29 protein-coding genes, 1 pseudogene and 1 riboswitch are annotated in these 26,205 nt (G+C 61.2%); of the genes and pseudogenes, 17 read left to right on the forward strand and 13 right to left on the reverse strand.

What is annotated here, in order from left to right:
* Nucleotides 1-4 precede the first annotated feature (4 nt).
* On the reverse strand, nucleotides 5-1,159 hold the full coding sequence (gene hpxO, locus NWV12_RS07530; protein WP_048979570.1) for an FAD-dependent urate hydroxylase HpxO: 1,155 nt from the start codon (nucleotides 1,157-1,159) through the stop codon (nucleotides 5-7).
* A 239-nt stretch (nucleotides 1,160-1,398) separates the two neighbouring features.
* On the opposite strand from hpxO, the gene uraD reads away from it, so the two are divergent.
* Together uraD and uraH are read left to right on the forward strand one after the other, a co-directional pair.
* Nucleotides 1,399-1,899: a 2-oxo-4-hydroxy-4-carboxy-5-ureidoimidazoline decarboxylase gene (gene uraD, locus NWV12_RS07535; protein ID WP_048976713.1), complete on the forward strand. Its 501-nt coding sequence runs from the start codon at nucleotides 1,399-1,401 to the stop codon at nucleotides 1,897-1,899.
* On the forward strand, nucleotides 1,896-2,219 hold the full coding sequence (gene uraH / locus NWV12_RS07540) for a hydroxyisourate hydrolase (RefSeq protein WP_048976712.1): 324 nt from the start codon (nucleotides 1,896-1,898) through the stop codon (nucleotides 2,217-2,219). Before uraD ends, uraH begins: the two co-directional genes overlap by 4 nt.
* On the opposite strand, the gene guaD is transcribed toward uraH, so the two are convergent.
* Together guaD and NWV12_RS07550 are read right to left on the reverse strand one after the other, a co-directional pair.
* The gene (gene guaD / locus NWV12_RS07545; RefSeq protein ID WP_048979571.1) at nucleotides 2,199-3,518 is read right to left on the reverse strand and encodes a guanine deaminase; all 1,320 of its coding nucleotides are present in this window, start codon (nucleotides 3,516-3,518) and stop codon (nucleotides 2,199-2,201) included. The two genes, uraH and guaD, sit on opposite strands and share 21 nt — an antisense overlap.
* Nucleotides 3,519-3,616: 98 nt before the next feature.
* A complete protein-coding gene (locus NWV12_RS07550) occupies nucleotides 3,617-5,113 on the reverse strand; it encodes an NCS1 family nucleobase:cation symporter-1 (protein WP_023335187.1) in 1,497 nt (498 codons plus the stop codon).
* 144 nt (nucleotides 5,114-5,257) lie between these two features.
* Between NWV12_RS07550 and NWV12_RS07555 the strand changes: the two genes are divergently transcribed.
* From NWV12_RS07555 to puuE, 3 genes and pseudogenes are all read left to right on the forward strand, one after another.
* The gene (locus tag NWV12_RS07555; RefSeq protein ID WP_010429412.1) at nucleotides 5,258-5,974 is read left to right on the forward strand and encodes a GntR family transcriptional regulator; all 717 of its coding nucleotides are present in this window, start codon (nucleotides 5,258-5,260) and stop codon (nucleotides 5,972-5,974) included.
* Nucleotides 5,974-6,848, forward strand: a pseudogene (gene hpxA / locus NWV12_RS07560) (allantoin racemase). Before NWV12_RS07555 ends, hpxA begins: the two are co-directional and overlap by 1 nt.
* Complete coding sequence (puuE, locus tag NWV12_RS07565; protein WP_232056995.1) at nucleotides 6,766-7,665, forward strand: allantoinase PuuE; 900 nt, start codon at nucleotides 6,766-6,768, stop codon at nucleotides 7,663-7,665. Before hpxA ends, puuE begins: the two are co-directional and overlap by 83 nt.
* Before the next feature lie 115 nt (nucleotides 7,666-7,780).
* Here puuE and hpxZ read toward each other — a convergent pair whose 3' ends face one another.
* Genes hpxZ through hpxW form a run of 4 tightly spaced genes read right to left on the reverse strand, consistent with a single transcriptional unit; the run spans nucleotide 7,781 to nucleotide 11,340 of the window.
* Nucleotides 7,781-8,167 carry an oxalurate catabolism protein HpxZ gene (gene hpxZ, locus NWV12_RS07570; RefSeq protein ID WP_048979575.1) on the reverse strand — a complete coding sequence of 129 codons (387 nt, stop codon included), beginning with the start codon at nucleotides 8,165-8,167 and terminating at the stop codon, nucleotides 7,781-7,783.
* On the reverse strand, nucleotides 8,164-9,561 hold the full coding sequence (locus NWV12_RS07575; RefSeq protein WP_048979576.1) for an AtzE family amidohydrolase: 1,398 nt from the start codon (nucleotides 9,559-9,561) through the stop codon (nucleotides 8,164-8,166). The genes hpxZ and NWV12_RS07575 overlap by 4 nt, the downstream gene beginning before the upstream one ends.
* The gene (gene hpxX, locus NWV12_RS07580; RefSeq protein ID WP_033145148.1) at nucleotides 9,558-9,746 is read right to left on the reverse strand and encodes an oxalurate catabolism protein HpxX; all 189 of its coding nucleotides are present in this window, start codon (nucleotides 9,744-9,746) and stop codon (nucleotides 9,558-9,560) included. The genes NWV12_RS07575 and hpxX overlap by 4 nt, the downstream gene beginning before the upstream one ends.
* Nucleotides 9,747-9,756: 10 nt before the next feature.
* A complete protein-coding gene (gene hpxW, locus NWV12_RS07585; protein WP_048979577.1) occupies nucleotides 9,757-11,340 on the reverse strand; it encodes an oxamate amidohydrolase in 1,584 nt (527 codons plus the stop codon).
* A gap of 142 nt (nucleotides 11,341-11,482) precedes the next feature.
* Here hpxW and hpxU point away from each other — a divergent pair, with 142 nt between their 5' ends.
* The 7 genes from hpxU to hpxK all read left to right on the forward strand — a co-directional run bounded on the left by hpxU (nucleotide 11,483) and on the right by hpxK (nucleotide 17,854).
* Nucleotides 11,483-12,322: a MurR/RpiR family transcriptional regulator HpxU gene (gene hpxU / locus NWV12_RS07590; protein ID WP_048979578.1), complete on the forward strand. Its 840-nt coding sequence runs from the start codon at nucleotides 11,483-11,485 to the stop codon at nucleotides 12,320-12,322.
* Between the two features lie 191 nt (nucleotides 12,323-12,513).
* On the forward strand, nucleotides 12,514-13,296 hold the full coding sequence (locus NWV12_RS07595) for a transporter substrate-binding domain-containing protein (RefSeq protein WP_023311064.1): 783 nt from the start codon (nucleotides 12,514-12,516) through the stop codon (nucleotides 13,294-13,296).
* Nucleotides 13,297-13,300: 4 nt separating this feature from the next.
* Nucleotides 13,301-13,966 carry an amino acid ABC transporter permease gene (locus NWV12_RS07600; protein ID WP_048979579.1) on the forward strand — a complete coding sequence of 222 codons (666 nt, stop codon included), beginning with the start codon at nucleotides 13,301-13,303 and terminating at the stop codon, nucleotides 13,964-13,966.
* Nucleotides 13,966-14,622: an amino acid ABC transporter permease gene (locus NWV12_RS07605; protein WP_199767215.1), complete on the forward strand. Its 657-nt coding sequence runs from the start codon at nucleotides 13,966-13,968 to the stop codon at nucleotides 14,620-14,622. Before NWV12_RS07600 ends, NWV12_RS07605 begins: the two co-directional genes overlap by 1 nt.
* Nucleotides 14,603-15,340, forward strand: a complete 738-nt coding sequence (locus NWV12_RS07610; RefSeq protein ID WP_032638731.1) for an amino acid ABC transporter ATP-binding protein — start codon at nucleotides 14,603-14,605, stop codon at nucleotides 15,338-15,340. Before NWV12_RS07605 ends, NWV12_RS07610 begins: the two co-directional genes overlap by 20 nt.
* A gap of 13 nt (nucleotides 15,341-15,353) precedes the next feature.
* Nucleotides 15,354-16,595 carry an alanine--glyoxylate aminotransferase family protein gene (locus tag NWV12_RS07615; RefSeq protein ID WP_048983636.1) on the forward strand — a complete coding sequence of 414 codons (1,242 nt, stop codon included), beginning with the start codon at nucleotides 15,354-15,356 and terminating at the stop codon, nucleotides 16,593-16,595.
* Nucleotides 16,592-17,854: an allantoate amidohydrolase gene (hpxK, locus tag NWV12_RS07620; protein ID WP_048979068.1), complete on the forward strand. Its 1,263-nt coding sequence runs from the start codon at nucleotides 16,592-16,594 to the stop codon at nucleotides 17,852-17,854. The genes NWV12_RS07615 and hpxK overlap by 4 nt, the downstream gene beginning before the upstream one ends.
* On the opposite strand, the gene NWV12_RS07625 is transcribed toward hpxK, so the two are convergent.
* Nucleotides 17,820-18,821 (reverse strand): magnesium transporter, encoded by a 1,002-nt coding sequence (locus NWV12_RS07625; protein WP_029741838.1) that lies wholly within the window; start codon nucleotides 18,819-18,821, stop codon nucleotides 17,820-17,822. The two genes, hpxK and NWV12_RS07625, sit on opposite strands and share 35 nt — an antisense overlap.
* A gap of 60 nt (nucleotides 18,822-18,881) precedes the next feature.
* Nucleotides 18,882-19,051: riboswitch (M-box (ykoK) riboswitch) on the reverse strand.
* 159 nt (nucleotides 19,052-19,210) lie between these two features.
* Between NWV12_RS07625 and NWV12_RS07630 the strand changes: the two genes are divergently transcribed.
* Nucleotides 19,211-19,714, forward strand: coding sequence for a DedA family protein (locus NWV12_RS07630; RefSeq protein ID WP_048979069.1), 504 nt, complete (start codon nucleotides 19,211-19,213; stop codon nucleotides 19,712-19,714).
* A gap of 1 nt (nucleotide 19,715) precedes the next feature.
* Here NWV12_RS07630 and NWV12_RS07635 read toward each other — a convergent pair whose 3' ends face one another.
* Nucleotides 19,716-20,465, reverse strand: coding sequence for an SDR family oxidoreductase (locus NWV12_RS07635; RefSeq protein WP_048979070.1), 750 nt, complete (start codon nucleotides 20,463-20,465; stop codon nucleotides 19,716-19,718).
* A 100-nt stretch (nucleotides 20,466-20,565) separates the two neighbouring features.
* Here NWV12_RS07635 and NWV12_RS07640 point away from each other — a divergent pair, with 100 nt between their 5' ends.
* The gene (locus NWV12_RS07640; protein WP_047061537.1) at nucleotides 20,566-20,925 is read left to right on the forward strand and encodes a helix-turn-helix domain-containing protein; all 360 of its coding nucleotides are present in this window, start codon (nucleotides 20,566-20,568) and stop codon (nucleotides 20,923-20,925) included.
* Nucleotide 20,926: 1 nt separating this feature from the next.
* Here the strand turns inward: NWV12_RS07640 and NWV12_RS07645 are convergent, their stop codons facing one another.
* Complete coding sequence (locus tag NWV12_RS07645) at nucleotides 20,927-21,721, reverse strand: SDR family oxidoreductase (protein WP_033145158.1); 795 nt, start codon at nucleotides 21,719-21,721, stop codon at nucleotides 20,927-20,929.
* A 125-nt stretch (nucleotides 21,722-21,846) separates the two neighbouring features.
* The gene (locus NWV12_RS07650; RefSeq protein WP_032658095.1) at nucleotides 21,847-22,290 is read right to left on the reverse strand and encodes a helix-turn-helix domain-containing protein; all 444 of its coding nucleotides are present in this window, start codon (nucleotides 22,288-22,290) and stop codon (nucleotides 21,847-21,849) included.
* 152 nt (nucleotides 22,291-22,442) lie between these two features.
* Here NWV12_RS07650 and agp point away from each other — a divergent pair, with 152 nt between their 5' ends.
* A complete protein-coding gene (agp, locus tag NWV12_RS07655; RefSeq protein WP_048979071.1) occupies nucleotides 22,443-23,684 on the forward strand; it encodes a bifunctional glucose-1-phosphatase/inositol phosphatase in 1,242 nt (413 codons plus the stop codon).
* A gap of 33 nt (nucleotides 23,685-23,717) precedes the next feature.
* Here the strand turns inward: agp and NWV12_RS07660 are convergent, their stop codons facing one another.
* Together NWV12_RS07660 and wrbA are read right to left on the reverse strand one after the other, a co-directional pair.
* Nucleotides 23,718-23,945 carry a YccJ family protein gene (locus tag NWV12_RS07660; RefSeq protein ID WP_008499832.1) on the reverse strand — a complete coding sequence of 76 codons (228 nt, stop codon included), beginning with the start codon at nucleotides 23,943-23,945 and terminating at the stop codon, nucleotides 23,718-23,720.
* A 20-nt stretch (nucleotides 23,946-23,965) separates the two neighbouring features.
* Complete coding sequence (gene wrbA / locus NWV12_RS07665; RefSeq protein ID WP_023311076.1) at nucleotides 23,966-24,562, reverse strand: NAD(P)H:quinone oxidoreductase; 597 nt, start codon at nucleotides 24,560-24,562, stop codon at nucleotides 23,966-23,968.
* 390 nt (nucleotides 24,563-24,952) lie between these two features.
* Here wrbA and NWV12_RS07670 point away from each other — a divergent pair, with 390 nt between their 5' ends.
* Both NWV12_RS07670 and NWV12_RS07675 read left to right on the forward strand, forming a co-directional pair.
* Complete coding sequence (locus tag NWV12_RS07670) at nucleotides 24,953-25,123, forward strand: general stress protein (RefSeq protein WP_023311077.1); 171 nt, start codon at nucleotides 24,953-24,955, stop codon at nucleotides 25,121-25,123.
* A gap of 117 nt (nucleotides 25,124-25,240) precedes the next feature.
* Nucleotides 25,241-26,158: a DMT family transporter gene (locus NWV12_RS07675; protein WP_048979072.1), complete on the forward strand. Its 918-nt coding sequence runs from the start codon at nucleotides 25,241-25,243 to the stop codon at nucleotides 26,156-26,158.
* The last annotated feature ends 47 nt before the right edge of the window (nucleotides 26,159-26,205 follow it).

Raw genomic sequence — 26,205 nt, forward strand, 5'->3', positions numbered from 1 at the left:
GCGTTCAGCCTAACGGGCCGGCCTGAATGGTCTCGCACAGACCGTTGATGATGCGCTCTCCGGTCTCTTCTTTGAGCTCCTGATACCAGGCCTGCGTCAACGCCATGTCTTTCCCGTGGGTGACGTCGCAGCGTTTACGCGCCTTCAGCACCAGGTCGCGCACCCGGTCGCAGCGCAGCGCTTCGTACTGCCGCAGCGCCAGCGTGATGCTGTGGTTTTCGCGCAGGCACTCCCCCAGCACCACGGCGTCTTCCATCGCCGCACAGCCGCCCTGGCCGATGTCCGGCGTGGTGCTGTGCGCGGCATCGCCGAGCAGCGCGACGTTGCCGCGCACCAGGCTGTCGAACGGCTCAATGTCGTGGATTTCAATGCGGTTGGTCGTTTCAGGATCCAGCGCCGCGATAAGCTTCTGCACCGGCGGCGCCCAGCCGCGGAAGTAGCCCGTGAGGTCGGCGCGCAGGGTGGTGCGATCCTCCGCCAGACCCGCAGGCAGCGGCACGTCAAAAAAGAAGTAGAAGCGTCCGCCGGAAACGGGCATCAGCGACACGCGTTTGCCTTCGCCAACGAAGGTGGTCCACTGGTGCGCCGGGGCGATTTCTTCGTCAATCTTCACCAACCCGTTCCAGTTCACGTACCCGGCGTAGCGGCGCTCCGGGGTATACCCCAGCACGTACGGGCGAACCGCCGAGTGGCTGCCGTCGGCGGCAATCAGAAAATCGCCGGCTGCCGTGGTGCCGTCTGTGAAGGTGACGTTCACGCCCGCGTCGTCTTCATGGACGCGTTCGACGCGCTTGCCGAACTGCACCCTGTCGCGCCCCCAGAAATCCAGCATTTCGCGCTGAAGTTCAGCGCGCGAGACGGGGCAGGGGCGCCCGCCGGTACGCTCAACCAGCGGGGCAAGGCTGAAGCGGGTCAGGGTCTCGCCGCGCCGGTAATCCTTATAGGCCATAAAACGCATCGGCCCGCCGTAGGTCTCGATGATGTCGCCCATGCCGAGGTGCTGCATGCATTTCACGCCGTTAGGCCAGATGGAGATGGCCGCCCCGACGGGCCTGATCTCTTTGACGGCTTCAAACACGGTACAGTCGATGCCCGCTTTCTTCAGCGCGACGGCGGCGCTCAGGCCGCCAATACCCGCACCAATGACGATTGCTCTCATGCTTCTCTCCTTTTGCAGGGTGTAAAGACATTCAGCAATTTGCGTACCAGGCTGCAGAGTGGTGAAAACGGCGTTGTGAGAGGTGAGTTTGCACTGCTAAGGTGCGCAAACGCGGTGAGCGTGCCTTTTTTTGAATCAAAAATTTCCAGTTGAGCTATACGGAATCGACTGTTTCACGCCCGCGCTCAGAGTGGCGTGGTTTGTGCAATAACCCGGAGGAAGACAATAAAGGAGACGCTATGATCGCACTGCACGACTTCAATCATCTTCCCCACGAAAAGGCGTTAGCGCTGATTCATCCCTGCGTGGCGCTCCCCGAATGGGCCGATGCGCTGGCTCTGGGGAGACCCTACGCCATCCGGGACGAATTGTTCGATACGGCAAATGCGCTGACGCAAAACTGGGACGAAGCGGCGCTGGCGCAGGCCCTGAGCGCCCATCCGCGCATCGGGGAAAAGCCCGCAGGTTCACAGGCGGAGGCGGCGCTGTCGCGCCAGGAGCAGGGCGCGGTGAATGAAGGCGATGCTGCCCTTGCCCGGGCGCTGCGTGAGGGCAATGCCCGCTACGAGGCCCGCTTCGGACGCGTGTTTCTGATCCGCGCGAAGGGCCGCAGCGGCGAGGAGATTTTACAGGCGCTGCACGCGCGGCTGGAGAACAGCGACGCGCAGGAAGTCCGTGCCGCGCTGGAACAGCTGCGGGAAATTACGCTGCTACGGCTGGAAGGAGTCATTAGCGAATGAGCACACTCAGCACCCATATTCTGGATATCTCGACGGGCAAACCCGCAGAGGGCGTGACGGTTCATCTACAACAGGACGGGAACACGCTGGCCTCGGGCGTGACCAACGTCCAGGGACGCATCGCCGCGTTCGTTCCCTCTCTGCCCGCAGGCCGCTATCGGCTGGTGGCGGAGATCGGCGCGTGGTTTAGCGAAACCGGCCGCGACACGCTATACCCCTGCGCGCAAATTGATTTTGTGACGGGAGAAGCGGCAGACGAGCATTTCCATCTGCCGTTTGTGATTGCGCCCGGCGGATGGTCAACCTACCGGGGAAGTTGACCACACCCGCTCGCCGTTGACCCAGGTCTCGCTGATGTTGCGCTCGTCGCCGAGGGTCATCAGCACAAAAAGCTGCTCGTAGATATCCTGACAGCGGCGATTGCGCAGGCGCTGCAGCGGCGTCACGTCAGGGTCGATCACCACGAAATCCGCCTCTTTGCCGGGTGCGAAGTTGCCAATCTTATCGGCGAGCCTGAGGGCGTGCGCGCCGCCCAGCGTGGCGTGATAAAACGCCTCGCTGGCGCGCAGGCGGTAGCTCTGAAGCTGGCCGACCTTGTAGGCCTCCCCTAGGGTGCGCAGCATGCTGAAGGTGGTGCCCGCGCCGACGTCGGTGCCGATGCCCATCCGCACCTTGTGCTGCCAGCAGGCGGGCAGGCGAAACAGCCCGCTGCCGAGAAACAGGTTAGAGGTGGGGCAAAACGCCACCGCCGAACCGGTGTCATGCAGGCACTGCCACTCGCTGTGGTGAAGGTGAATCGCGTGGGCAAACACGCTGCGCTCGCCGGTCAGGCCGTAGTGGTGATACACGTCCAGATAGCGCTCGTGCTCCGGCCAGAGGTCGCTCACCCAGGCCACTTCGTTGGGGTTTTCGCTCAGGTGGGTCTGCATCCAGGTATCCGGGAACTCCTCTCTGAGCAGGCTGACCGCGGCGAGCAGCTCGGGAGATGAGGTCGGAGCAAAGCGCGGGGTAATGGCGTAGCCCAGCCGTCCCCGGTGGTGCCAGCGCTGGATCAGCGCCCGCGTCTGCCGGTAGCTCTGCTTCGCGTCTTCGCTCAGGTAGTCCGGGGTGTGTCTGTCCATCATCACCTTTCCGGCGATTAGGCGCATGTTGAGGCGCAGGGCTTCGGTAAACAACGCCTCGACCGATTCCGGATGCAGCGTGCAAAACACCAGTGCGGTGGTGGTGCCGTTGCTTACCAGCTGGTGAATGAAAAATTCGGCGATCTCTTTCGCGTAGGCTTCATCGGCAAACTGGCTCTCCACCGGGAAGGTGTAGGTGGTCAGCCACTCCAGCAGCTGCTCGCCAAAGGCGCCGATCATCTCCGTTTGCGGATAATGGACGTGGGTATCGACAAAACCGGGCAGCAGTAGCTTACCGCGCAGGTCGGTGTAGCTCTTGTGGGGGTCAAGATACTGCTCGCCCTCCTGCCACGGCATGTGCGCCAGAATTTTTCCGTTCTGTATAAACAGCACCCCGTCCTCAAGGTAGCGCGCGTGCCGGGCAATCGCGTCTGCGCTGTCGCAGACCTGGGCAATATCAAAAAATTCACCGCGGATCGCTGTCTGGTAATCCATCATGATTCCTGCCTTAGTGTTTGCGTAGCGGGGTGAGAAGGCGCAGCAAGAACGGTGCCAGAATGAACGGGCCGCAGCTAAGCTGCGGCCGGAGGAGGGGGTTACTCTTTTTGCGTGGCCACGCGGGAGCCGAACGACGTCGCCCCCGCCGTCTCGCGATCTTCCCGCGCCAGCCAGCGGTAGGTCACGCCGCCGAGGAAGACGCCGATAAACCAGCTGAAGTTCGCCACCTCATGCAGGGCCGGAATAAAGCTGATCACCAGGCCCACGGCAACGGACGGGATCAGCGCGCCAATGGCTTTCGGGTTAAAGCCGTTGCGGTACCAGTATTTGCCCTTCGGCGTGTCGTCGAACAGATCGTCAACCGACACCTTGCCGCGCTTAATCAGGTAGAAGTCGGCAATCAGAATGCCGAACAGCGGGCCGATAAACGCCCCGAGCACGTCCAGGGTGTAGTGGATAAGCTCCGGCGAGTTGAACAGGTTCCACGGGGTAAGCAGGATCGAGCCGACGGCGGCAATCATTCCCCCGGTGCGGAAGCTGATTTTCTGCGGCGAGCAGTTAGAGAAATCAAACGCCGGGGAGACGAAGTTCGCGACGATGTTGATCCCGATGGTGGCGGTTATCATCGTCAGCAGGCCAATCGCCACGGCCAGATCGTTGCCCACGCGGCTGACGGTCTCGATCGGGTCGGTGATCATGCGGCCAAACAGCGACTGGGTGCCGGAGACAATCACCACGGTGACGATGGAGAACAGCAGGAAGTTAAACGGCAGGCCCCAACGGTTGCCGCGGCGGATCTCGCCCATGCTTTTGCCGTAGCGGGAGAAGTCGCCAAAGTTGAGCAGCGGGCCGGAGAAGTAAGACACCACCAGCGCGGTCGCGGTGATCATCTGCCAGGTCTGCTCTCCCGCGCTCAGGGATTTGCTGGCGAGAGTGAAGGAAATGCCGTCAAAACCGGTCTTGTATACAATCCAGCCTGCGAGGGCCAGCATCACCACGTAGACCGCCGGACCGGCGATATCAATAAAGCGCTTGATAGCGCTCATGCCGTGCCAGAAGACCATCGCCTGCAGCACCCACATGATGGCAAAGCAGATCCAGCCGAGATGCGACAGGCCCAGGAATGCGCCGGTAGTGAGCGAAGAGAGCGACGGCCAGAACTTGAGCGCCACCAGCATCAGGGCGTTGGCGGCCAGGTAGGTCTGAATGCCGTACCACGCGAAGGCGATCAGCCCGCGGATCACCGCCGGAATATTGGCCCCGAACACGCCAAACGCCTGACGGCTGATTACCGCGTAGGGCACGCCCGCCATCTGGCTCGGTTTGGCTACCAGGTTGGCGCACAGCTGCACGATGCAAATCCCCACCAGCAGGCACAGCAGCACCTGCCAGCTTGCCAGACCGAGCGTAAAGAAGCTCGCGGCGACAACATAACCCCCCATGCTGTGAACGTCCGACATCCAGAACGAAAAGATGTTGTACCAGCTCCAGTTCTGGTCACGCGTCGGTGCCAGATCCTCATTGCAAAGACGTGGGCTGTAAACCGCACCGGAATCAGCGGCCGTACCCTGCTGCGCGTTTTGACTGTTTGGCATGAAACCTGCTCCTGTGAATGAAAACCCGTTAAGCGGGAGTGCAGACGGTGTTGCAGGATCCAGGCCAAAATAATAAATCTTGTATGCAATATTTTATTTTTATGTATACGATTCGATAACGAAGAGTAAAAGACGGAGTGGTGAATGAACAACATAAACGCCCTGCAGACCGCGCCAGACCTGCATGACAAAGACGAATCGATCTTTCAGGCGCTGATGACCGCGATTGTCGAACATCAGCTGCTGCCGGGGAGCAAACTGCCGGAAGAGGCGCTGGCCGAGGTCTTTGGCGTAAGCCGCACGGGCATCCGCAAGGTGCTTCAACGACTCGCCGCTGTGCAAATGGTCACCTTAACGCCCAAGCGTGGTGCACACGTTGCCAGCCCGACGGTGGAAGAGGCGCAGCATATCTTCCGCACCCGCGCGCTGCTGGAGGTCGCCAACCTGCCGGACGTGCTGGCCCGCTGTCAGCCGCCGCACCTTGCCGCGCTGGAGGCCATTATTCGCCAGGAGCAGCAGGCGCACGAGGCGTACGACGGCCCGGCGGCAATTCGCCACTCCGCCAATTTCCACATTCAGCTGCAGGCCATCTCCGGCAACCAGGTGCTGACGGAGATGGTGACCGGCCTGAGCCAGCGCTCGTCGCTGGTGATTGCCACCTGGGGCGCGCCGTGGCGTCAGGGCTGTCGCTGCAACGATCACGAACAGCTTGTGGATCTGCTGCGTCAGAAGGCGCTACAGCCGCTCAGCGATGCCCTCATGCACCATTTTGAACATATCGTCGCCAGCCTCTGCTTCGAGCGGGCGGGCGAGTGCCTGCCTGATTTTGCCCGGCTGTTTGCCGGCCACAAGGAGTCGTAATGTCATCTGTCCGTATACAAGTGATCAACCCCAACACCAGCCTCGCGATGACGGAAACCATCGGCGCGGCGGCCCGCGCGGTGGCGGCGCCGGGTACGGAGATCCTCGCGGTTTGCCCGAGCGCGGGCGTGCCGTCTATAGAAGGCCACTTTGATGAGGCCGTCGCCGCCGTGGGGGTTCTCGAACAGGTTAAGCTCGGCAGAGAGCAGGGCGTGGACGGTCACGTCATCGCCTGCTTTGGCGATCCGGGCCTGCTGGCGGCGCGCGAGCTGGCGCAGGGGCCGGTGGTGGGCATTGCGGAAGCCGCCATGCATATGGCGACGCTGGTGGCGACGCGCTTTTCGGTGGTCACCACGCTGCCGCGCACGCTGATTATTGCCCGCCATCTGCTGCACCAGTATGGCTTTCACGATCGCTGCGCGGCGCTGCACGCTATCGATCTCCCGGTGCTGGCGCTGGAAGACGGCAGCGGTCTGGCGCAGGAGAAGGTGCGCGCGCGCTGTATACAGGCGCTGAAAGAGGACGGCTGCGGCGCCATCGTGCTGGGCTGCGGTGGAATGGCGACGCTGGCGCAGGAGCTGACGCGCGAGCTGCGCGTGCCGGTCATCGACGGCGTCAGCGCGGCGGTGAAGATGGTGGAGTCGCTGGTGGCGCTGGGGCTGTCGACCAGCAAGCACGGGGATCTGGCCTTCCCGGAGAAAAAAGCGTTAAGCGGGCAGTTTCAGGCACTGAATCCATTTTAATTTTTGGGGGTGGCAATGGGGCTTTTTGAACAGGATTACCCGCGGGATCTGCGCGGCTACGCGGGAAACCCGCCGCACGCGCGGTGGCCGAATCAGGCGCGTATCGCCGTGCAGTTTGTGCTCAATTATGAGGAAGGGGCGGAAAACCACGTTCTGCACGGCGATGCCGGATCCGAGCAGTTCCTGTCGGACATTATCGGCGCGGCCAGCTACCCGGATAAACACATGTCGATGGACTCCCTCTACGAATACGGCAGCCGCGCCGGATTCTGGCGGATCCACAATGAATTTCAAAAGCGCGGCCTGCCGCTGACGGTCTTTGGCGTGGCGATGGCGCTGGCGCGTCACCCGGAGATCGTTGAGGCTATCAAGAGTGCGGATTATGACGTGGTCAGTCACGGCTGGCGCTGGATCCACTACCAGAGCATGGATATCAGCCAGGAGCGCGAACACCTGCACAAGGCGGTGCACGTGTTGACCGACTTGTTCGGCAAGCCGCCGACGGGCTGGTACACCGGGCGCGACAGCCCCAACACCCGCCAGCTGGTGGTGGAGCACGGCGGCTTCGACTATGACAGCGACTACTACGGCGACGATCTGCCCTTCTGGACGGAAGTGGCCTGCGGCGACGGCACCCGTAAACCGCACCTGATCGTGCCGTATACGCTGGATGCGAACGACATGCGCTTCGCCACCGTGCAGGGGTTTAACACCGCCGAGCAGTTTTATACGTATCTGAAGGACAGTTTTGACGTGCTGTACGAAGAGGGAGAACGCGCGCCGAAGATGATGTCCATCGGCATGCACTGCCGCCTGCTGGGGCGGCCGGGGCGTTTTCGCGCGCTGCAGCGGTTCCTGGATTACGTGCAGCAGCACGAGAGGGTGTGGGTCTGTACCCGCCAGCAGATTGCCGACCACTGGCGGGATGTGCATCCGTTTCAGAAATAACTGAGCCGTGTTTAGCCGGGTGGCGGCTGCGCCTTACCCGGCCTACTGGACCCACAGGGCATACGGGACATCGTAGGCCCGGTAAGCGCAGCGCCACCGGGCAGGTTTTTCAGCGTTATACCATCAAACTCACCTGCGCCGCCACGATGCGCCACCCGTAGGCAAACCGCACCCACGTCTGCTGCTGGCGGCCAACGCGCTCCGTGCCCTCCCGGGTAAACTCGGTGCTGCACACGGCATAATCCTCCCCGAAGGTGGTAATCACGGTGTGGCGCAGCGTCCGCTGCAGCCCGGCGGCGGGGCGCGCCGCCCGGAAGGCGCGGATTTCATCAATCCCGTACAGGTTTTCACCCGCCCCCAGACGCACCGTGTTTTTGTCGTGCCAGAACAGCTCGTCCAGCACCGCAACGTTGTTGCTCACCAGCGCGTCTTCATAGCGGTAAAACGCGGCGGTCACCTCGGCAACCACCCACGGCAGGTTAATGTCATCGTGATTCATCATGCGGCCACCTCCGCCGGACGGGCGTCGGCGATGCCGCTCTCTTCCAGCACGCGCGCGGCGCGCAGGCAGGCCTGCTCGTTAAACGGCGCGGCAATCAGCTGCAGGCCAATCGGCGCACCCTGCGCGGTACGCAGCGGAACGGTGGTCACGGGCAGGCCCAGAAATGAAATCGGCTGGGTCAGCATCCCCATGCTGGCGCGAATGGGGAGCGGCTGACCGTTAATCTCCATGGTCTGCTCACCCGCGAGCGTGGCGCTGCGCGGCGTTGCCGGCGCGATCAGCACGTCGGCCTGCGCGAACAGGGTTTTAAACGCCTGCCGGGCGTGCGCGCGAAACCGCTGGGCCTGAATGTACCAGGCGGAGGGGATCATCGCGCCTGCCAGCAGGCGCTCCCGGGAGTGCGGCTCAAAACGCTCGGGCTCGCGGCGAAGCGCGGGCAGGTACTGGTTTCCCCCTTCGGAGGCGCTGATGATAAACGCCGCGGAGCGCGCCAGCTCGGCGTCCGGGAACTGCAGCTCATCCCGCACGGCGAGCGCCTTCGCCACCCGCGCCACGGCGTCTCTGGCATCCGCGTCGCACCAGGTGGTGAAGTAGCCGCCGAGCACCGCGCAGCGCAGGCCGTCAAGCCCGCGATCGAGCAGCGGGCGCGTCTGCTCGCGCGAGCTCTCTGCCTGAAAAGCGTCGCTGCTGTCCCGCCCCTGCAGCGCATCGTATACGGACGCCAGGTCGCACACGCGGCGGGCAAAGGGGCCGATATGATCGAGGCTCGCGACAAACGGATGGCTGCCGGATCGCGACAGGCGGCCAAAGGTGGGCTTCAGACCGTAGATGCCGCACAGGGAGGCCGGAACGCGAATCGATCCGTTGGTGTCGGTGCCGAGCGAAAAGTGCACCAGCCCGGCGGCCACGGCGGCGGCCGAGCCGCCGGACGACCCGCCCGCAATGCGCGCCAGATCGTGCGGGTTACGCGTCGTTCCGTAGTGGCTGTTTTCGGTAGTAAAGCCGTAGGCGTAGGCGTCCATATTCACCATCCCGGTCAGCAGCCCGCCCGCGCTGCGCAGCTGGCGCACCGCGAAGCTGTCAGCGGCCGCGGCGGGGCGCTGGCTGAACAGCTCTGCCCCGGCAAGGGTGGTGTGGCCGGCAACGTCGAACAGGTTTTTTACCGCGTAGGGCACGCCCGCCAGCGGGGGCAGGGGGCGCTTTTCGCGGCGCAGGGTATCGATGCTCTCGGCCTCGGCGAGCATGCGAGCTTCCGTCACGGCGGTCCAGGCGCCGATCTGTGGGTTAACGCGCGCAATCGCCTCAAGCGTCTGGCGGGCAATCTCGCGAGCGCTCAGCTCGCCCGCGCCCAGCGCATGCTGGATCGCGCTGATACTCATCTCGTGTAGCCTCATGCTTTGTATACTCCTGCGATCTCCAGACGGTCGTCGAGCGGCAGCGCCATCAGCGGGGCGGCCATGTTTGCTATGCGGCTGAACTGCACCTGCAGCTCGGCGCGGCGGGCATCGTCCAGCGTTACGCCGAGCACGGACTCCATTTGCGCCAGATACGCCTGCCAGTCGGGTTGTTGTGTCGTCATTGTTTTCTCCTCAGAATCCGGCGGCCGCGCCGTTGCTGCGCGGGTCAAATGCCCCTTCGAACAGCCCGTTGGGGTGGCGGACAATCGCGCCCGCGTGGCCCATCGCTTCGCTGAAGTCAGGGAATATCTCCACTTCATGTCCGAGTGCCTGAAGCCGTGAGACCGTCTCAGCGGTAAAGCGTCCTTCCAGCTTTAACGTGTCCGAGGTTTGTCCCCAGGTGCGCCCCAGCAGCCAGCGCGGGCGGGAAATGCTCTCCTGTAAAGGCACGCCCTGAATCGCGTAGCGGGTAAAGAGCGCGGCCTGGGTTTGCGGCTGTCCGTCACCGCCCATCGATCCGTAGACCATCACCCGCCCGTCCTTAAGACGCGCCGCCGCCGGGTTCAGGGTATGGAAAGGCTGCTTGCCCGGCGCGAGGGCCAGAAGATGATTGGGATCGAGGCTGAACGATGCCCCCCGGTTCTGCCAGACGATGCCGGTGTCGGGCAGCACCACGCCGCTGCCGAACTCGTGATAGATACTCTGGATAAACGACACGGCAAGCCCGCTGTTATCCATCACTCCCATCCACACCGTATCGCCGGGGCCTTTTCCGGTGCCCCACGGCGCGGCGCGGCCGTCGTCAACCCTGTCGGCAAGCGCCTGCAGGGCGGCGGGATCCAGCAGACCCTGAATATCGGTTTTCAGCTCGCGCGGGTCGGTAATGTGGGCATCGCGCAGGCCAAAGGCCAGCTTGGTGGCTTCAACGATGCGGTGAATGGTATCGGCGTCGTCGGCCTCCGCCATATTCAGGCGGTCGGTGATGCCGAGTATCGCCAGCGAGACCAGCCCCTGCGTCGGCGGGGCCTGGTTAAAGATCTCCCCCTGCTGATGCTGCAGCTTCAGCGGCGCGGTGCGCCGGGCAGCGTGCGCATTAAGATCGGCCAGCGTCACGGGCAGGCCCAGCGTCTCCATGCCGTGCGCCAGCACGTCCGCCAGCGGGCCGCGGTAAAAGCTGTCCAGACCGTCTTCCACCAGGCGCGTCAACGTCGTGGCCATGGCGGGCTGGTAAAAGCGGCTCCCGACCTCTGGCGGCTTGCCGTCCACCAGCCAGGTTTCCGCGAAGCCGGGGACGTCCTTCAGCTCGTCGAATTTGCTGGCCGTGGCGTGGGCCTGAGAGGCCGTGACCGGCGTGCCGTTCTGCGCATAGTCAATGGCGTCGGCCAGCAGGCGAGCCAGCGGCAGCGCCTTGCCGGTCATCTCGCGCGAGACCTTCAGCGCCTCGTCCCAGCCGCTCACCGTGCCGGCGACGGTCAGCGCCGCGCGGGGGCCGCGATGAGGGATGTGCGCCAGCCCGTCGTAGGCGGCGAGCGTTGCGCGCGATCCCGCCGCGCCGCTGGCGTCAATGGCGACAGGTTCGCCGTCCGGCGGCACGATAAGCCAGAAGCCATCGCCACCCAGCCCGTTCATGTGCGGGTAAACGACGGCAACGGTGGCCGCCGCGGCGACCATCGCCTCTATCGCGCTGCCGCCTTCGCGCAGCACCGCCAGGGCGCTCTGGCTGGCAAGATGGTGGGGCGCAACGGCCATGCCGTGCGTGGAGACATTACTTTGCATATAGAGTCCTCGTAACCCTGAAAGTCACAAGGCGCTGCAAAAGCTGTTCCAGTTCTGAAAGAAAAGTTTCAGTAAACTGGCACGTATAATGAAAGGTAGAATGAAAGGCATAATGTGATGAAACAAAAGTTACAGAGGCGCTATGGAACAACTGGATGAACGTCTGAAAGCACAGTACCCGTCGCTGTCGCCGCAGGAGCAGCGGGTGGCGGACTTTATTTTCGATCATTTTGACGATCTCATTAGCTACAACAGCGCCGAGCTGGCGCAGCTGAGCGGGGTGTCGAAAGCCACGGTTAGCCGCCTGTTTAAGCGTCTGGGCTATGAGAAATATAAGGACATGCGCGACGAGCTGCGCACCCTGCGCCAGAGCGGGATGCCGCTCACCGATAACCGCGACGCGGTGCAGGGCAACACGCTGCTGGCGCGCCACTATAAGCAGGAGATGGCGAACCTGACCCAGTGGGTCAATGCCCTCGACGCGCAGCAGTTTGCCGACGCGATGGCCTGCATGGTGAAGGCGCGGCGCATCGTCATTATCGGCATGCGTAACGCCTATCCGGCGGCGCTGCACCTGCGCCAGCAGCTGCTGCAGGCGCGCGGTCAGGTGCTGGTCCTGCCGCAGCCGGGGCAGAGCCTGAGCGAGGAGCTGGTGGATTTAACGCCGGACGATCTGGTGGTCATGATGGCCTTTCGCCGCCGCCCGCGCATCATCCGCCCGCTGATGCAGCAGCTTCAGAGCCGCGGTACTCCGGTGCTGCTGATGTGCGAGCCGCAGGCGCACAGCCTGTTTCCGCTGGCGAGCTGGCAGCTCTGCGCCCCGCTGGACAGCGTCTCGGCCTATGACAGCTACTCCTCGGTCAACAGCCTGATCAACCTGCTGGCAAACGCCTTCCTGCATGAAATTCTCGATAAAGGCCGTCCGCGCATTCACGAGATTGCCTCCCTTTACCAGCAGCTGGACGAACTCGAACAGCGATAATGGGGCATCAGGCTGGTGCTTTGCATTAAAATGGTGCATCTGACGGGTCGGGAAAATAGACGTTTTTTCGACCCGTCCGCGTTTTATCAGGCTTCGCAAGAATATTTTCCGCTTCGCCCTATCTGGCACATTAGTTGCAAAATCACTCTCAAAGAATCTTTTGTTTCATGTTAACGTTACGGGGAAGCACCATGAAAAAATTGTTGATTGCACTGGCCGGGGCCGCATGTCTCTTCACACAGCTGCCGGCAAAGGCTGACCAGCTTCAGGATATCGAGAAGCGCGGCACCATTCGCATTGCCGTTCCGCAGGACTTCCCGCCGTTTGGCTCGGTGGGGACCGATCTGCAGCCGCAGGGCTATGACATCGACATGGCGCGCTATCTGGCCAAACAGATGAAGCTCAAGCTGCAGCTGGTGCCGGTGACCAGCGCCAACCGCGTGCCGTACCTGCAAACCGATAAGGTGGATCTGGTCATTTCCAGCCTCGGTAAAAATCCGGAGCGCGAGAAGGTGATCGACTTTAGCCGCGCCTACGCTCCGTTCTTCCTCGGCGTGTTTGGTCCGAAAGGGGCCGAGCTGAAAGACGCCGCCGCGCTGAGCGGAAAAACCATCGGCGTGACGCGCGGGGCGGTGGAGGACATGGTGCTGACCGGCCTGGCGCCGAAAGACGCGGACGTGAAGCGCTACGAAGATAACAACACCACGCTCTCCGCCTACCTCTCCGGACAGGTGCAGTACGTGGCGACCGGCAACCTGGTGGTGGCGGCCATTTCGCGCCAGAACGCGGATAAAGCTCCGGTGCCGAGCTTTATGCTGAAAGATTCGCCGTGCTTTATTGGCCTGAAGAAAAACGAACCGGCCCTGAAGGCAAAAGTGGACGCGCTGATTGAGCAGGGTATCAAGGACGGCACGCTGAACGGCCTGTCCGAGCAGTGGCTGAAGGCCCCGCTGCCGGCCAACCTTGGCGCCTGAGCCGATGACTGAGCAACTTCATTTCTCCGCGCTCTGGCCGCACTGGCCGGAGCTGCTGGCGGGGCTGTGGGTCACTATTCAGCTGACGGTGATGGCGACCGTCGGCGGCCTGGCGATAGGGATTTTCGGGGCGGCGATCCGCAGCGGACGCACCACCTGGTACAGCCGGATCTGGGGCGCGTACGTGGAGATCATCCGCAACACGCCGTTTGTGGTGCAGCTGTTTTTCATCGTCTTCGGCCTGCCGAATCTTGGGCTGAAGATGACGGCGGGGGAAGCGGCGCTGCTGGCCATGGTGGTGAACCTGGGCGCCTACAGCACCGAGATTATCCGCGCGGGCATTCAGGTCACGCCGAAAGGGCAGTGGGAGGCCGGACGCGTGCTGGGGCTGACCCGCCTGCAGACCTTTATCCGCGTGGTGCTGCCGCCCGCGCTGCAGCGCATTTACCCGGCGCTGGTGAGCCAGTGCATCATCGTGATGCTCGGCTCGTCGGTGGTGTCGCAGGTCTCGTATGAAGAGCTGACCTTCGCCGCCAACCTGATCCAGTCCAGAACGTTTCTGAGCTTTGAGGTTTATCTGGTGACAACCGGGATTTACTTAGCGCTGTCGATTACCCTGCGCCAGCTGATGATGGCGGCGGGACGAAAATGGCTGGGGGTGCAGGCATGATGACCACCTTTACCGACTGGGACATTATTCGCAACCTGCTGCTGGCCGGACGCTGGACGGTGCTGCTGTCGCTGGTGGCGTTTGTCGGCGGGGCGGCGGTGACGCTGCCGCTCCTGCTGCTGCGCCTGACGGGCGGGCGCACGGTCAGGCGCATCATCCGCGGCTATATTGAGCTGTTTCAGGGCACGCCGCTGCTGATGCAGCTGTTCCTGGCCTTCTTCGGCGTGGCGCTGTTCGGCATCGACGTCTCGCCGTGGACCGCCGCCTCGCTGGCGCTCACCTTCTACACCAGCGCGTTTCTGCTCGATATCTGGTTCGGCAGCATTCGCGCTCTGCCCAAGGGGCAGTGGGAAGCCTCGCGCTGTCTGGGGCTGACCTTTGGCCAGACCCTGTTTCGCGTGGTCGCCCCGCAGGCGCTGCGCATCGGTATCGCCCCGACGGTCGGCTTTGCCGTGCAGGTGATCAAGGGCACCGCGCTGGCGTCGATTATCGGTTTTATCGAGCTGACCAAGGCCGGGACCATGCTGACCAACGTGACGTATCAGCCGTTTAAGGTCTTTGCGCTGGTGGCGCCCGGCTACTTTATTCTGTGTTATCCGCTGTCGCGCTACAGCCGCTATCTGGAGACGAAATTCAATGCCTCTCATCACCATTAATCAGGTGCAGAAGTACTACGGCGATAACCACGTGCTCAAGGGCGTCGATCTGGATATCGACATGGGCCAGGTGATCTCCATTATCGGGCGCAGCGGATCGGGCAAAAGCACGCTGCTGCGCTGCATCAACGGACTGGAAGGCTATCAGGACGGCAGCATCAAGCTGGGCGGCATGACCATTACCGACCGGGATTCTCAGGCGCGCGAAATCAGCCGCTCGGTCGGGATGGTGTTCCAGAGCTTCAACCTGTTTCCGCACATGACGGCGCTGGAAAACGTGATGCTCGCCCCGCGTCGGGTGCTGAAGAAAAGCGCCGCCGAATGCCGCGAGCTGGCGCAGCAGATGCTGGAGAAAGTGGGCTTAGGCGATCGTCTGGATTACTACCCGTCGAGTCTCTCCGGCGGCCAGCAGCAGCGCGTGGCGATTGCCCGCGCGCTGGCGATGTCGCCGAAAGTTTTACTCTGCGACGAGATCACCTCCGCGCTCGACCCGGAGCTGGTGGGCGAAGTGCTCAAGGTGCTGGAGCAGCTGGCGGCCGAGGGGATGACGCTCATACTTGTTACCCATGAAATGAATTTTGCCCGCGAAGTGGGCGACCGCGTGGTGTTTATGCACCAGGGGAAAGTCTGGGAGCAGGGCGACAGCAAAACGCTGTTCGCCAACCCGCAGACCACGGAACTGAAGCAGTTCATCTCCTCCGTGCGCGGCCTCAACTGATAAGGACTTAACAATGGATATCGCACGCTTTCCGCAAATCAACCCGCCCCAGCGCCTGCTGATGGGGCCGGGCCCGATCAACGCCGACCCGCGCGTGCTGCGCGCCATGTCGAGCCAGCTGATCGGCCAGTACGATCCGGCCATGACCCACTACATGAACGAGGTGATGGCGCTCTATCGCGGGGTGTTCCGCACCGAGAACCGCTGGACGATGCTGGTGGACGGCACTTCCCGCGGGGGGATTGAAGCCATTCTGGTCTCCGCCATCCGCCCGGGAGATAAGGTGCTGGTGCCGGTCTTTGGCCGCTTTGGTCATCTGCTGTGCGAAATTGCCCGCCGCTGCCGCGCGGAGGTGCATACCATCGAGGTGCCGTGGGGCGAGGTGTTCACCCCCGACCAGGTGGAGGATGCGATTAAGCGTGTTCGTCCGCGCCTGCTGCTGACCGTGCAGGGCGATACCTCCACCACCATGCTCCAGCCGCTCGCCGAGCTTGGCGCGATCTGCCGCCGCTACGACGTGCTGTTTTATACCGACGCCACCGCGTCGCTCGGCGGCAACGCGCTGGAAACCGACGCCTGGGGACTGGATGCGGTATCGGCCGGGATGCAGAAGTGCCTCGGCGGCCCGTCGGGCACCTCGCCGATCACCCTGAGCGCGCGCATGGAGGAGGCGATCCGCCGCCGTAAATGCGTTGAGGAGGGCATCCGCACCGACGCCCACCGCGATGGCGACGAGGAGATGATCTACTCCAACTATTTCGATCTCGGCATGGTGATGGACTACTGGGGGCCGGAGCGCCTTAACCACCATACCGAAGCCACCACCGCGCTGTTTGGCGCCCGCGAGTGCGCGCGTCTGATCCTGCAGGAAGGGCTGGATAACGGCATCGCGCGCCATAAGCTGCACGGCGATGCGCTGCTGAAGGGCATTCAGGCGATGGGGTTGGAGACCTTCGGCGACCTGAAGCACAAGATGAACAACGTGCTGGGCGTGGTTATCCCGCAGGGCGTCAACGGCGACCAGGTGCGCAAGCTGATGCTGGAGGATTTCGGGATTGAAATCGGCACCTCGTTTGGCCCGCTGCACGGCAAAGTGTGGCGCATTGGCACCATGGGCTACAACGCGCGCAAGGATTGCGTGATGACCACCCTGAGCGCGCTGGAGTCGGTGCTGAACTACCTGAAATTCACCACCACGCAGGGGGCCGCCATGCAGGCCGCGTGGGACCACTATCGTCGCGAGACGCCGCAATGAGCCCGGCGGCAGAACGGGTGATGGCTCGCGCCGACGCGCTGGCCGCCATCAGCGAAACCCCGGATGCGCTGACGAGGGTTTATCTCTCCACCCAGCATCTGCAGGCCAACCAGCTGGTGGAGCAGTGGATGAGCCAGGCGGGAATGACCGTCTGGCAGGACAGCGTGGGCAACATCTGTGGACGCTATGAGGGCGCGCAGGAAGGGGCGCAGGCGGTGCTGCTCGGCTCGCATCTCGATACCGTGCGCAATGCCGGGCGCTACGACGGCATGCTCGGCGTGCTTGCCGCCATTGAGGTGGTGGACAGCCTGCACCAGCAGGGGGTGCATCTGGCCCAGGCCATTGAGATTGTCGGCTTTTGCGACGAAGAGGGAACCCGCTTCGGCATTACGCTGTTAGGCAGCCGGGGGCTGACGGGCACCTGGCCGCAGGGCTGGCTGGAAAAAGCCGACGCCAGCGGGATCAGCGTGGCGCAGGCGATGATCCTGATGGGGCTCGATCCTGCCCGCGTGCTCCATGCCGCGCGCCGTCAGGAGGATTTCAGCGCCTATCTGGAGCTGCATATTGAGCAGGGGCCGTGCCTTGAGCAGGAGGCGCTCGCCCTTGGCGTGGTGGAAGCCATTAACGGCGCGCGCCGTCTGAACTGCCGCTTCATCGGCGAGGCCGGGCACGCGGGAACCGTGCCGATGCTCCACCGCAGGGACGCGCTGGCCGCCGCCGCCGAGTGGATGGTTATCATTGAAAACGCTACCCGACAACAGGGCGGCAACCTGGTGGCGACGGTTGGCGAACTGCGCTGCCTGCCGGGGGCGGTGAACGTGATCCCCGGCGAGGTACAGCTCTCGCTGGATATTCGCGGGCCGCAGGATGCGCCGCTGGATCGGTTGCTTAACGACCTGCTGGAACATGCGCAGGCGATCGCATCGCGCCGCGGTCTGGACTTCAGCGCCGAGGAGTTTTACCGCATTGCCGCCACGCCGTGCGATATCCACCTGCAAAACGTGCTGGGGGAGGCCGTCACTTCGGTACAGGGTCGCTCGCTATCGCTGCCCAGCGGTGCGGGCCACGATGCGATTGCCATCGCGGAACGCTGGCCGGTCGGCATGCTGTTTGTGCGCTGCAAAGGGGGCGTCAGCCACCATCCGGCGGAATCGGTGATGGCTGAAGATGTCGCCCTGGCGATTGAGGCGTTTTCGCGAGCGGTGATCCAGCTGGCGGACCGCGTTACTCCAGCCCCAGCGTATATTGCGCAATCTTAAAGTAGATAATCAGCCCGGTGCCGTCGATAAGCGTCGCGATAAACGGCGCGGAGACGACCGCCGGGTCAATGCCGCAGCGCTTGAGCACCATCGGGATCACGGACGACACAATCGCACTCCAGAGCGTAATGCACACCAGCGTCAGGCTGACGATAAGCGTAATTTCCAGCCCAATCCCCATCATCCAGGCGCGAATGCACCCGGCGATACCGAGCGTGGCGGCAATCATCAGCGAGGTGGTCATCTCTTTACGCAGCACGCGGCCAACGTCGCGCAGGCGGACTTCCCCCAGCGCCATGGCGCGCACAAGCGTGGAGGTGATCTGCGTCCCGCTGTTGCCGCCCGTGCCGATCAGCAGCGGAATAAAGAACGCCAGCGCGATGGCGGACTCCAGCGCCTCTTCAAAATGCTGGATCACCGAGCTGGTGTAGGCCTCCGCGACAAACAGCAGCAGCAGCCAGACGGAACGTTTCTTCCACAGGCTATACGGGCTGGTGTCCAGATAGGGCTTCTCCAGCGGCAGCGTCGCCCCCTGAAGCTGGGCGTCTTCGGTGACGTCATCTTCCAGCAGATGGGCGATTTCGCGCTCGGTCAGGCAGCCGACGAGCTTGCCGTGGGTGACCACGGGCACCACATCCGCGCCGCCGTGCGCCAGCAGTCCGGCAACGTCGGCACGTTCATCCTCCGGTTTGACCTGCAAAAACTGCGAAATCATCAGCGATTTCACCGGCTGTACCGTGTCGGCGGTCTGCAGCAATTTACGCACGGCAATCATGCCCGCCAGGCGGCCATTGTCTTCAATAAAAATATGAGACGGAATATCGTCGTCTTTTAATTTTTCGAAGAATTGCTCGCGCGCCAGCGCCACGCATAATGAAATATCGAGGACAATAAAATCGGTATTCATATATTGCGCGATCGCGCTGTCATTGAATGCCAGGTTCTGGTTGTGAATAGCGTAAGACATAGTGAATTCCCTTTGAATAATAACATCTCTCAGGGGCGAGCAAGACAGGGCATGTCGAAGAGGAGATCCCCACGTCCTGGGTTCAGCACTGTACACCGTATCCCACGAGGGAAGTTATACTGACAAAGCCTTGATTCGACAGTGCCTGTTTTACCCTGTGTCGGTTCTCTCGAACCTACCAGAGCGATAACGTGTATTTGTACAGGAGCCTCGCCATAACGAGATCGTTGTAAAACGTGAGGAATAATACGCTTATTTAAATTTACCGCTCAGAAAATTAAATAATGTTTAAGAACGGTTTAGACGATTTTTATTAATAAAATGTTGAGGGTTTATTTAAGTTAATTCATTTCTAATGGTGGATTAAATAATCAACGGAGGGGAGGATAATGGCGTGGTTTGATAATCTGCTGAATCATTTTGCGCTGTATCCGGCACATCTTTTCGCGCTGTTATTTGTGATGGCGCTGAGTAAATCGACGGTGCTAGTCTCCTCCGTGCTGCCGCCCGCCTCGGTGATGCTGCTGGCGGGCATTACCGTCAGCCAGGCGAGCATGCATCCTGCGCAGGCGTGGCTGGCCGTGGTGTTGGGGGCAACAGCGGGTTCGGTGCTGAACTACCATATCGGCCAGCTGATGGGGCACACGCGATGGATGACCCGCTTCTCGGCAAAGCAGGCCGGTAAAATGCTGCGGGTGCAGCATCAGCTGCAGAAAAACGGGGTGCTGGTCCTGTTCACCGCGCGTTTTCTGGCGGTGCTGCGCTACATCGTGCCGCTGGCGGCGGGAATGCTCAGGCTGAATGCAGTCAAGGTCTACGCCGTCAGCCTGCTTTCCGCCTGCGCATGGGCGGCGCTGTATGTCGGCATCGTCACCGGCATCAGCGCCTTTTGAGTTACAAACTCCCCATTCCGCCGTCGACCAGCAGCTCCGTTCCCACCGTGTAGCTCGACTCGTCGGAGGCCAGATAGAGCGCGGCTTTTGCCAGCTCCGTCGTCGAGCCCATTCTGCCGAGCGGCACCAGCTTGATGATCTCCGCCATCATCGCGTTAAGCGCCTCGTCGCTTAAGCCCGTTTTGGTAAACGCCGGGGTCTCCACCGGACCGGGGCTCAGGCCGTTGACGCGGATCCCGCGCTGCAGCAGCTCCGCCGACAGCGTGCGCGCCAGCGACAGCAGGGCGGCCTTGCTCGCGGCATACACGCTGCTGGTCGGCAGGCCGATACGCGCGCTCACCGAGCCGCAGAGGATCACCGACGACGGGTTATTCAGCAGCGGCAGCAGCGCCTGAATTAAAAAGAACGGCCCCTTCAGGTTGATGCCCATCAGGCGGTCCCACGCCTCCTCCTGCCAGGCTTCCAGCGGCGCGTGCGTCACGTCACCGGCGTTGAGAAACACCGCGTCCAGGCGTGGCCAGCGGGCGGCGAGGGTTTCCGCCAGCGCTTTTTGCGAGGCGATATCTCCCGCATCGGTCGGGATCACCCAGGCCTTATCGCCAAGAATACGTTCTGCTTCGGCGAGGGTGTCCGGGTTGCGTCCGGTCACGGCGACGCGCGCGCCTTCGGCGATAAACGCCTGCGCGGTGGCAAGACCGATGCCGCTGGTGCCGCCGGTAATCAGCGTATATTTATCTGTTAAACGACCCATGTTCTTCTCCTGAAATGTCTCTGGAGAAAGCACTATAGAAACGTTAGTATCGAAAGGAAACCAGGTACCAAATGGATACTAAAGAGGCAAGAGGTGTGCTATGGCAGAAATGCTGGAGGTGTGCTGCGAAAAAAAATCTGAGGCGTATACCTGCCCGATGACGCAGTTTGTGAACCTGATATCCGGTAAGTGGGCGATCCCCATTTTGTACCGTCTGATTGTGTTCAACACGCCCGTACGCTTTGGCGATCTGCTGCGGGCGGCCACACCCATCACTCAGAAAGAATTGACCAAGCAGCTGCGCCTGTTTGAGCAGCGCGGGCTGGTGACGCGGACGGTCTACCCGGAGATCCCGCCGCGCGTGGAGTATCAGATCACCGCGCTGGGGTTAACCCTGCAGGACGCACTCTCCCCGCTGGCCGCCTGGATGAGTGAGTACGGCGACCAGCTTGAGCGTTAGGCTACTGTTTTGCGTAGCGCGGTGCCGGAATGCCGGTGCGCGCGCTGTTGAACAGCTCAAGACGCGCCGCTTCGTAGCGATCCCACAGGCCGGCGTCATGCATCGGCGGGATAGTGATCGGTTCACCCTGATCCAGACCCGCCAGCGATGCATCCACCATATCGTCGGTGGTCATCACCGATCCTTCCGGCAGATCGTTCACCGTGACGCCCGAATGGCTCCAGATTTCTGTCGCCGTGGCGGCGGGCAGCACGGCCTGAATGCGCACGCTGCTGTCGGCAAATTCTTCCTGTAACCCACGGGTAAAGCTCAACACCCACGCCTTGGTGGCGCTGTAGAGCGCGCTGCCCGCCCGGACGTGCAGGGCCAGCACGGACGCGATATTGATCAGCGTGCCGCGATTGTTCTGCGCCAGGCGGGGCAGGATGGCGTAGGTCAGACGCATCAGCGCCGTGGTGTTCAGGGTGTTAATGGCCTGATGCTGCGCCACATCGCCCGCGAGGAACGGCGCCATCTGCGCGGTGCCCGCGTTGTTAATGAGCGTATCAATGGCGGTATTGCTGCGCAGCGCCTCTTCCACGGCGCGGATCCCGGCTTCATCGGTAAGATCGGCCACCAGAATATCGACGGCCACGCCGTAGCGTGCGCGAAGGTCGGCGGCAAGGGTGTTCAGGCGATCTTCGCGACGTGCGACCAGCACCAGGTTAGCGCCGCGCGCGGCAAGACGGTCGGCATAAACGGCACCAATCCCGGAAGAGGCGCCCGTAATCAGGGCGGTGGTGATTTGCGTAGTCATCGTGTGTTACCTCAGGGCAAAGTGGGTTATTTGGTTTCAAGATGAAACTGAATAAACTCTCCGCTATTTGGTTTTATAATGCAACCATATTTGCGAGCATTTTGTGCTGTTGCCGTCGGGAACGTTCAGGAGGGGAGTTTCGCCACGATCTCTTCAGGCGTCAGTTCGCGGCCATCGTCGGCGATAAGCGCCAGTTTGCGCAGGGGTTTGCGCTGTTCGGTATCGACCAGCACGGTGCCGCATTCGTTATCCGCAAACAAAAATTCATTGCCCCACTGGGAGAGGGCAACCAGCACCGTTTGCAGGGCACGCCCCTTGTCGGTCAGGACGTATTCCTGCCAGGCGCTGCCGTCGGACGCGGGCTGAAGCCGGAGGATGCCTTCGTCGACCAGCAGTTTCAGCCGCGTGGTCAGCATGTTTTTCGCGATGCCGAGGCTTTTCTGGAACTCGCCGAAGCGTTTAATCCCGCGCAGCGCGTCGCGCACAATCAGCAGCGACCACCAGTCGCCGATGATATCCAGCGAACGGGCGACGGGGCAGGTGCTCTCTTCGAGGCGGGTACGTTTCACGGTCAATTCTCCGGTGGGGTGTGGTTTTATTATAAAACTTATTGGCACACACCGTAAGCACGTTAATCATCAGTTTGAGAAATGCTTCCCGGAAAATTGTCACCAATCTGTCACACTGAACGCGACATTTTAAAACGAGTGAGGAATTAGGGATGAAAAAAGCACTACTCGCGCTGGCAGTCGCCGGTTCCATTTCAGCAACGTTTGGCGTGCAGGCGCAAGAGACGCCGGAAGGGTATCAGCTGGAGCAAGTTTTAATCATGAGCCGTCACAACCTGCGCGCGCCGCTCGCCAATAACGGCAGCGTGCTGGAGCAGTCCACGCCGAAGCAGTGGCCGGAGTGGGAGGTGCCGGGCGGTCAGCTCACCACCAAGGGCGGCGTGCTGGAAGTCTATATGGGCCATTACATGCGCGAGTGGCTGGCGCAGCAGGGGATGGTGAAGACGGGAGAATGTCCTGCGGCGGATAGCGTTTATGCTTACGCCAACAGCCTGCAGCGTACCGTTGCCACCGCGCAGTTCTTCATCACCGGCGCGTTCCCGGGCTGCGACGTTCCCGTGCACCATCAGGAAAAAATGGGCACCATGGATCCGACCTTTAATCCGGTGATTACCGATAACTCGCCGGAATTTCGCGAAAAAGCGCTCAAGGCGATGGAGACCGAGCGGCAGAAAATGCAGCTGGGCGAAAGCTATAAGCTGCTGGAGAAGCTGACGAACTACGCGGATTCCCCGTCCTGCAAAGAGAAAAAGGTCTGCTCGTTGGCTGACGCGAAAGATACCTTCAGCGCCGACTATGAAAAAGAGCCTGGCGTATCCGGGCCGCTGAAGGTGGGTAACTCGCTGGTGGACGCGTTCACGCTGCAGTATTACGAAGGCTTCCCGGCCGACCAGGTGGCCTGGGGCGAAATCAAAACCGACCAGCAGTGGCGCGTGCTGTCGAAGCTGAAGAACGGCTATCAGGACTCGCTGTTTACCTCCACCGAAGTGGCGCAAAACGTGGCGAAGCCGCTGGTGAAGTACATTGATAAAACGCTGGTTACCGAGCAGGCAAAAGCGCCGAAAATCACCCTGCTGGTGGGGCATGACTCGAACATTGCTTCCCTGCTGACGGCCCTGGATTTCAAACCGTATCAGCTGCACGACCAGCAGGAGCGCACCCCGATTGGCGGCAAGATTGTCTTCCAGCGCTGGCATGACAAAAACGCCAACCAGGAGCTGATGAAAATTGAGTATGTCTACCAGAGCTCAGAGCAGCTGCGTAACGCCAGCGTCCTGTCGCTGCAGTCGCCCGCGCAGCGCGTGACGCTGGAGCTGAAAGGCTGCCCGGTGGATGCGAACGGCTTCTGTCCTGTCGATAAATTCAATGCGGTGATGAATAACGCGGCGAAGTAAAAGAGAACCCCCCGCTGCGGCGGGGGGAAACGCTTAGACGTTTTTACGTTCGATGGTTTGCTCGCCCCAGAAGAGCGAGTCTTTATCCGTTTTTTCGAAGGCGCGCACCAGCACCTCATCGTTACCTTCCTCCCAAATCTGCTCGGCCAGCTTTTCATCGTACTTCGCGACTTCAAAGATAGCTTCGGCAATCTCCGGAGAGGTGTTGCGTAAACTTGCCCATTCGCCCACGTGGTGAGCTTTGGATTCTTGAGTTGGCATGCTTGTCCTCCTGTTGGGTGTTAGCCGTTCAGTTTTTTGGCCAGACCCGCGACGTATTCACCCTGATAGCGGGCGATAGACAGTTCTTCATTGCTTGGCTGACGTGAGCCATCCCCACCGGCAATGGTGGTTGCGCCGTAAGGCGTACCGCCACGCACCTGGGAAATGTCAAACAGCTCCTGGGCGCCGTAGCCAATCGGCACAATCACCATCCCGTGATGAGCAAGGGTAGTCCAGGTTGAGGTAATCGTCTGCTCCTGACCGCCGCCGGTGCCGGTAGAGCTGAATACGCTGGCGAGTTTGCCGTAAAGCGCCCCGGATGCCCAAAGTCCGCCGGTTTGATCGAGGAAGGTGCGCATCTGGCCCGACATATTGCCGAAGCGGGTCGGGGTGCCGAAGATGATGGCATCATAGTCCGCCAGCTCCTGCGGGGTGGCGACCGGGGCGTTTTGCGTTTTCCCCCCGGCTTTCAGGAAGGCTTCCGCTTGCATGGTTTCCGGTACGCGTTTCACCACAACCTCAACGCCATCAACCCTGTTCGCACCTTCTGCTACCGCGTGAGCCATGGTTTCAATGTGTCCATACATGGAATAATAGAGCACCAGAACTTTTGCCATTTTGCATCACTCCTCGTTGGTTTTTCTGACAGCGGATCGCTGCGTTCTTTTAAAGATATGCCATCACAGCCAGACTGCAAAAATGAACGGCATTTCTTTGATTTATAACAATATGGTTACAAAAAGGCTTTGTAGCAAAATGAAACAACTTTTTGGCAGCATATTTTTGAAATGATAAGAAAGGTTTATGAATCGCCGCCGCGTCATCTCACCCGAAAGGCTGAGTTCATGTTGCAGAATATTACCTGCGGCTTGCCGGATAGCGGCATTCCACTAAGCTTAGTTTCACGCGGCATAGATAAAGGCACTGTCCTTGTGTTGCGAGGTGAAAGAATCCTCTTTTACTGAATGCAATATGATGTCTAATGTTTCACATTCTGGAGGTTAGAGATGGCAAACCATCGTGGTGGTTCAGGTAATTTCGCAGAAGACCGTGAAAGAGCATCAGAAGCAGGCCGTAAAGGTGGCCAGCATAGCGGGGGCAATTTCAAGAATGACCCGCAACGCGCATCTGAAGCTGGCAAGAAAGGGGGGAAAAACAGCCACGGCAGCAGTAAGTAACACGCCGGGTTGAACCCCTGCCGCCGGGATCTCCCGGCGGTTTTTTTATTTCTGCAACATTGAACTGTAACCAAAGGCAACGCACACTAGAGAATTGATCTTAACCGCGAGTGCCGCATGTCTGTCTCACGCTTCAAATTCTCCGTTAAACCGCAGGAAGCCATCCTCATTCTCATCACCATGTTCTGGGGCGGGACGTTTCTGGCCGTTCAGTACGCGGTGACCCTCAGCGATCCGTTCTTTTTTGTTGGCCTGCGCTTTGCGACGGCGGCGCTTGCCGTGGGGCTAATTTCGCTTAAAACGCTGCGGGGGCTGACGCTGAAAGAACTTAAGGCCGGCGTGGCGATTGGGGTGGCGATAGCGATGGGCTACAGCCTGCAAACGTGGGGATTGCAGACCATCTCCAGCAGTAAATCCGCGTTTATCACCGCCATGTATGTGCCGCTGGTGCCGCTACTGCAGTGGCTGTGCCTGGGGCGGCTGCCGGGGCTGATGTCCTGTATTGGCATCGTGCTGGCGTTTATCGGCCTGATCTTACTGGCCGGGCCGGAAAACAACCTGCTTGCGCTGGGGCCGGGCGAAATCATCACCCTGATAGGGGCGATTGCCATTGCGGCGGAAATTATTCTGATTAGCGCCTGGGCGGGCAAGGTCGACGTCAAGCGGGTAACGGTGGTGCAGCTCGCCACAGCGTCGCTGGTGGCGTTTGCGACGATGGTGCCGGCAGAGGAGTCCGTGCCGCCGATGTCCACCGGCCTGGTGGTGGTCGCACTGGGGCTGGGTATTTTCAGCGCCATTATTCAGGTCACCATGAACTGGGCGCAGCGCAGCGTATCGCCAACCCGCGCGACGGTGATTTATACCGGTGAACCGGTCTGGGCGGGGATTTTCGGACGCATTGCAGGTGAGCGTTTGCCGCTTCTGGCGCTGGTGGGAGCGGCATTTATTGTCGCCGGGGTGCTGGTGAGCGAGTTAAAGCTCAGAAAGCGTCGGACTGAGGTCAGGGATTTGACGGCAAAAGAAGGTTTAGATTGAAAAAATGGACAGGCTTATTTACGATGTGTACGGATAAATACCGTACA

It is taken from the genome of Enterobacter sp. Crenshaw (genome assembly GCF_024734705.1).
GTDB lineage: Bacteria > Pseudomonadota > Gammaproteobacteria > Enterobacterales > Enterobacteriaceae > Enterobacter > Enterobacter asburiae_B.

What these genes read in the sequence shown, in the direction of transcription:
- NWV12_RS07675 (WP_048979072.1), top strand. Translation starts at nt 25,241, where the DNA reads ATGTCTGTCTCACGCTTCAAATTCTCCGTTAAACCGCAGGAAGCCATC.
- NWV12_RS07605 (WP_199767215.1), top strand. Translation starts at nt 13,966, where the DNA reads ATGACCACCTTTACCGACTGGGACATTATTCGCAACCTGCTGCTGGCC.
- NWV12_RS07575 (WP_048979576.1), bottom strand. Translation starts at nt 9,561, where the DNA reads ATGAGGCTACACGAGATGAGTATCAGCGCGATCCAGCATGCGCTGGGC.
- NWV12_RS07600 (WP_048979579.1), top strand. Translation starts at nt 13,301, where the DNA reads ATGACTGAGCAACTTCATTTCTCCGCGCTCTGGCCGCACTGGCCGGAG.
- uraD (WP_048976713.1), top strand. Translation starts at nt 1,399, where the DNA reads ATGATCGCACTGCACGACTTCAATCATCTTCCCCACGAAAAGGCGTTA.
- NWV12_RS07660 (WP_008499832.1), bottom strand. Translation starts at nt 23,945, where the DNA reads ATGCCAACTCAAGAATCCAAAGCTCACCACGTGGGCGAATGGGCAAGT.
- hpxZ (WP_048979575.1), bottom strand. Translation starts at nt 8,167, where the DNA reads ATGATGAATCACGATGACATTAACCTGCCGTGGGTGGTTGCCGAGGTG.
- NWV12_RS07550 (WP_023335187.1), bottom strand. Translation starts at nt 5,113, where the DNA reads ATGCCAAACAGTCAAAACGCGCAGCAGGGTACGGCCGCTGATTCCGGT.
- guaD (WP_048979571.1), bottom strand. Translation starts at nt 3,518, where the DNA reads ATGATGGATTACCAGACAGCGATCCGCGGTGAATTTTTTGATATTGCC.
- NWV12_RS07595 (WP_023311064.1), top strand. Translation starts at nt 12,514, where the DNA reads ATGAAAAAATTGTTGATTGCACTGGCCGGGGCCGCATGTCTCTTCACA.
- NWV12_RS07630 (WP_048979069.1), top strand. Translation starts at nt 19,211, where the DNA reads ATGGCGTGGTTTGATAATCTGCTGAATCATTTTGCGCTGTATCCGGCA.
- uraH (WP_048976712.1), top strand. Translation starts at nt 1,896, where the DNA reads ATGAGCACACTCAGCACCCATATTCTGGATATCTCGACGGGCAAACCC.
- NWV12_RS07610 (WP_032638731.1), top strand. Translation starts at nt 14,603, where the DNA reads ATGCCTCTCATCACCATTAATCAGGTGCAGAAGTACTACGGCGATAAC.
- NWV12_RS07635 (WP_048979070.1), bottom strand. Translation starts at nt 20,465, where the DNA reads ATGGGTCGTTTAACAGATAAATATACGCTGATTACCGGCGGCACCAGC.
- NWV12_RS07640 (WP_047061537.1), top strand. Translation starts at nt 20,566, where the DNA reads ATGGCAGAAATGCTGGAGGTGTGCTGCGAAAAAAAATCTGAGGCGTAT.
- hpxK (WP_048979068.1), top strand. Translation starts at nt 16,592, where the DNA reads ATGAGCCCGGCGGCAGAACGGGTGATGGCTCGCGCCGACGCGCTGGCC.
- wrbA (WP_023311076.1), bottom strand. Translation starts at nt 24,562, where the DNA reads ATGGCAAAAGTTCTGGTGCTCTATTATTCCATGTATGGACACATTGAA.
- NWV12_RS07670 (WP_023311077.1), top strand. Translation starts at nt 24,953, where the DNA reads ATGGCAAACCATCGTGGTGGTTCAGGTAATTTCGCAGAAGACCGTGAA.
- hpxO (WP_048979570.1), bottom strand. Translation starts at nt 1,159, where the DNA reads ATGAGAGCAATCGTCATTGGTGCGGGTATTGGCGGCCTGAGCGCCGCC.
- hpxW (WP_048979577.1), bottom strand. Translation starts at nt 11,340, where the DNA reads ATGCAAAGTAATGTCTCCACGCACGGCATGGCCGTTGCGCCCCACCAT.
- hpxX (WP_033145148.1), bottom strand. Translation starts at nt 9,746, where the DNA reads ATGACGACACAACAACCCGACTGGCAGGCGTATCTGGCGCAAATGGAG.
- NWV12_RS07645 (WP_033145158.1), bottom strand. Translation starts at nt 21,721, where the DNA reads ATGACTACGCAAATCACCACCGCCCTGATTACGGGCGCCTCTTCCGGG.
- NWV12_RS07615 (WP_048983636.1), top strand. Translation starts at nt 15,354, where the DNA reads ATGGATATCGCACGCTTTCCGCAAATCAACCCGCCCCAGCGCCTGCTG.
- NWV12_RS07625 (WP_029741838.1), bottom strand. Translation starts at nt 18,821, where the DNA reads ATGTCTTACGCTATTCACAACCAGAACCTGGCATTCAATGACAGCGCG.
- hpxU (WP_048979578.1), top strand. Translation starts at nt 11,483, where the DNA reads ATGGAACAACTGGATGAACGTCTGAAAGCACAGTACCCGTCGCTGTCG.
- agp (WP_048979071.1), top strand. Translation starts at nt 22,443, where the DNA reads ATGAAAAAAGCACTACTCGCGCTGGCAGTCGCCGGTTCCATTTCAGCA.
- NWV12_RS07555 (WP_010429412.1), top strand. Translation starts at nt 5,258, where the DNA reads ATGAACAACATAAACGCCCTGCAGACCGCGCCAGACCTGCATGACAAA.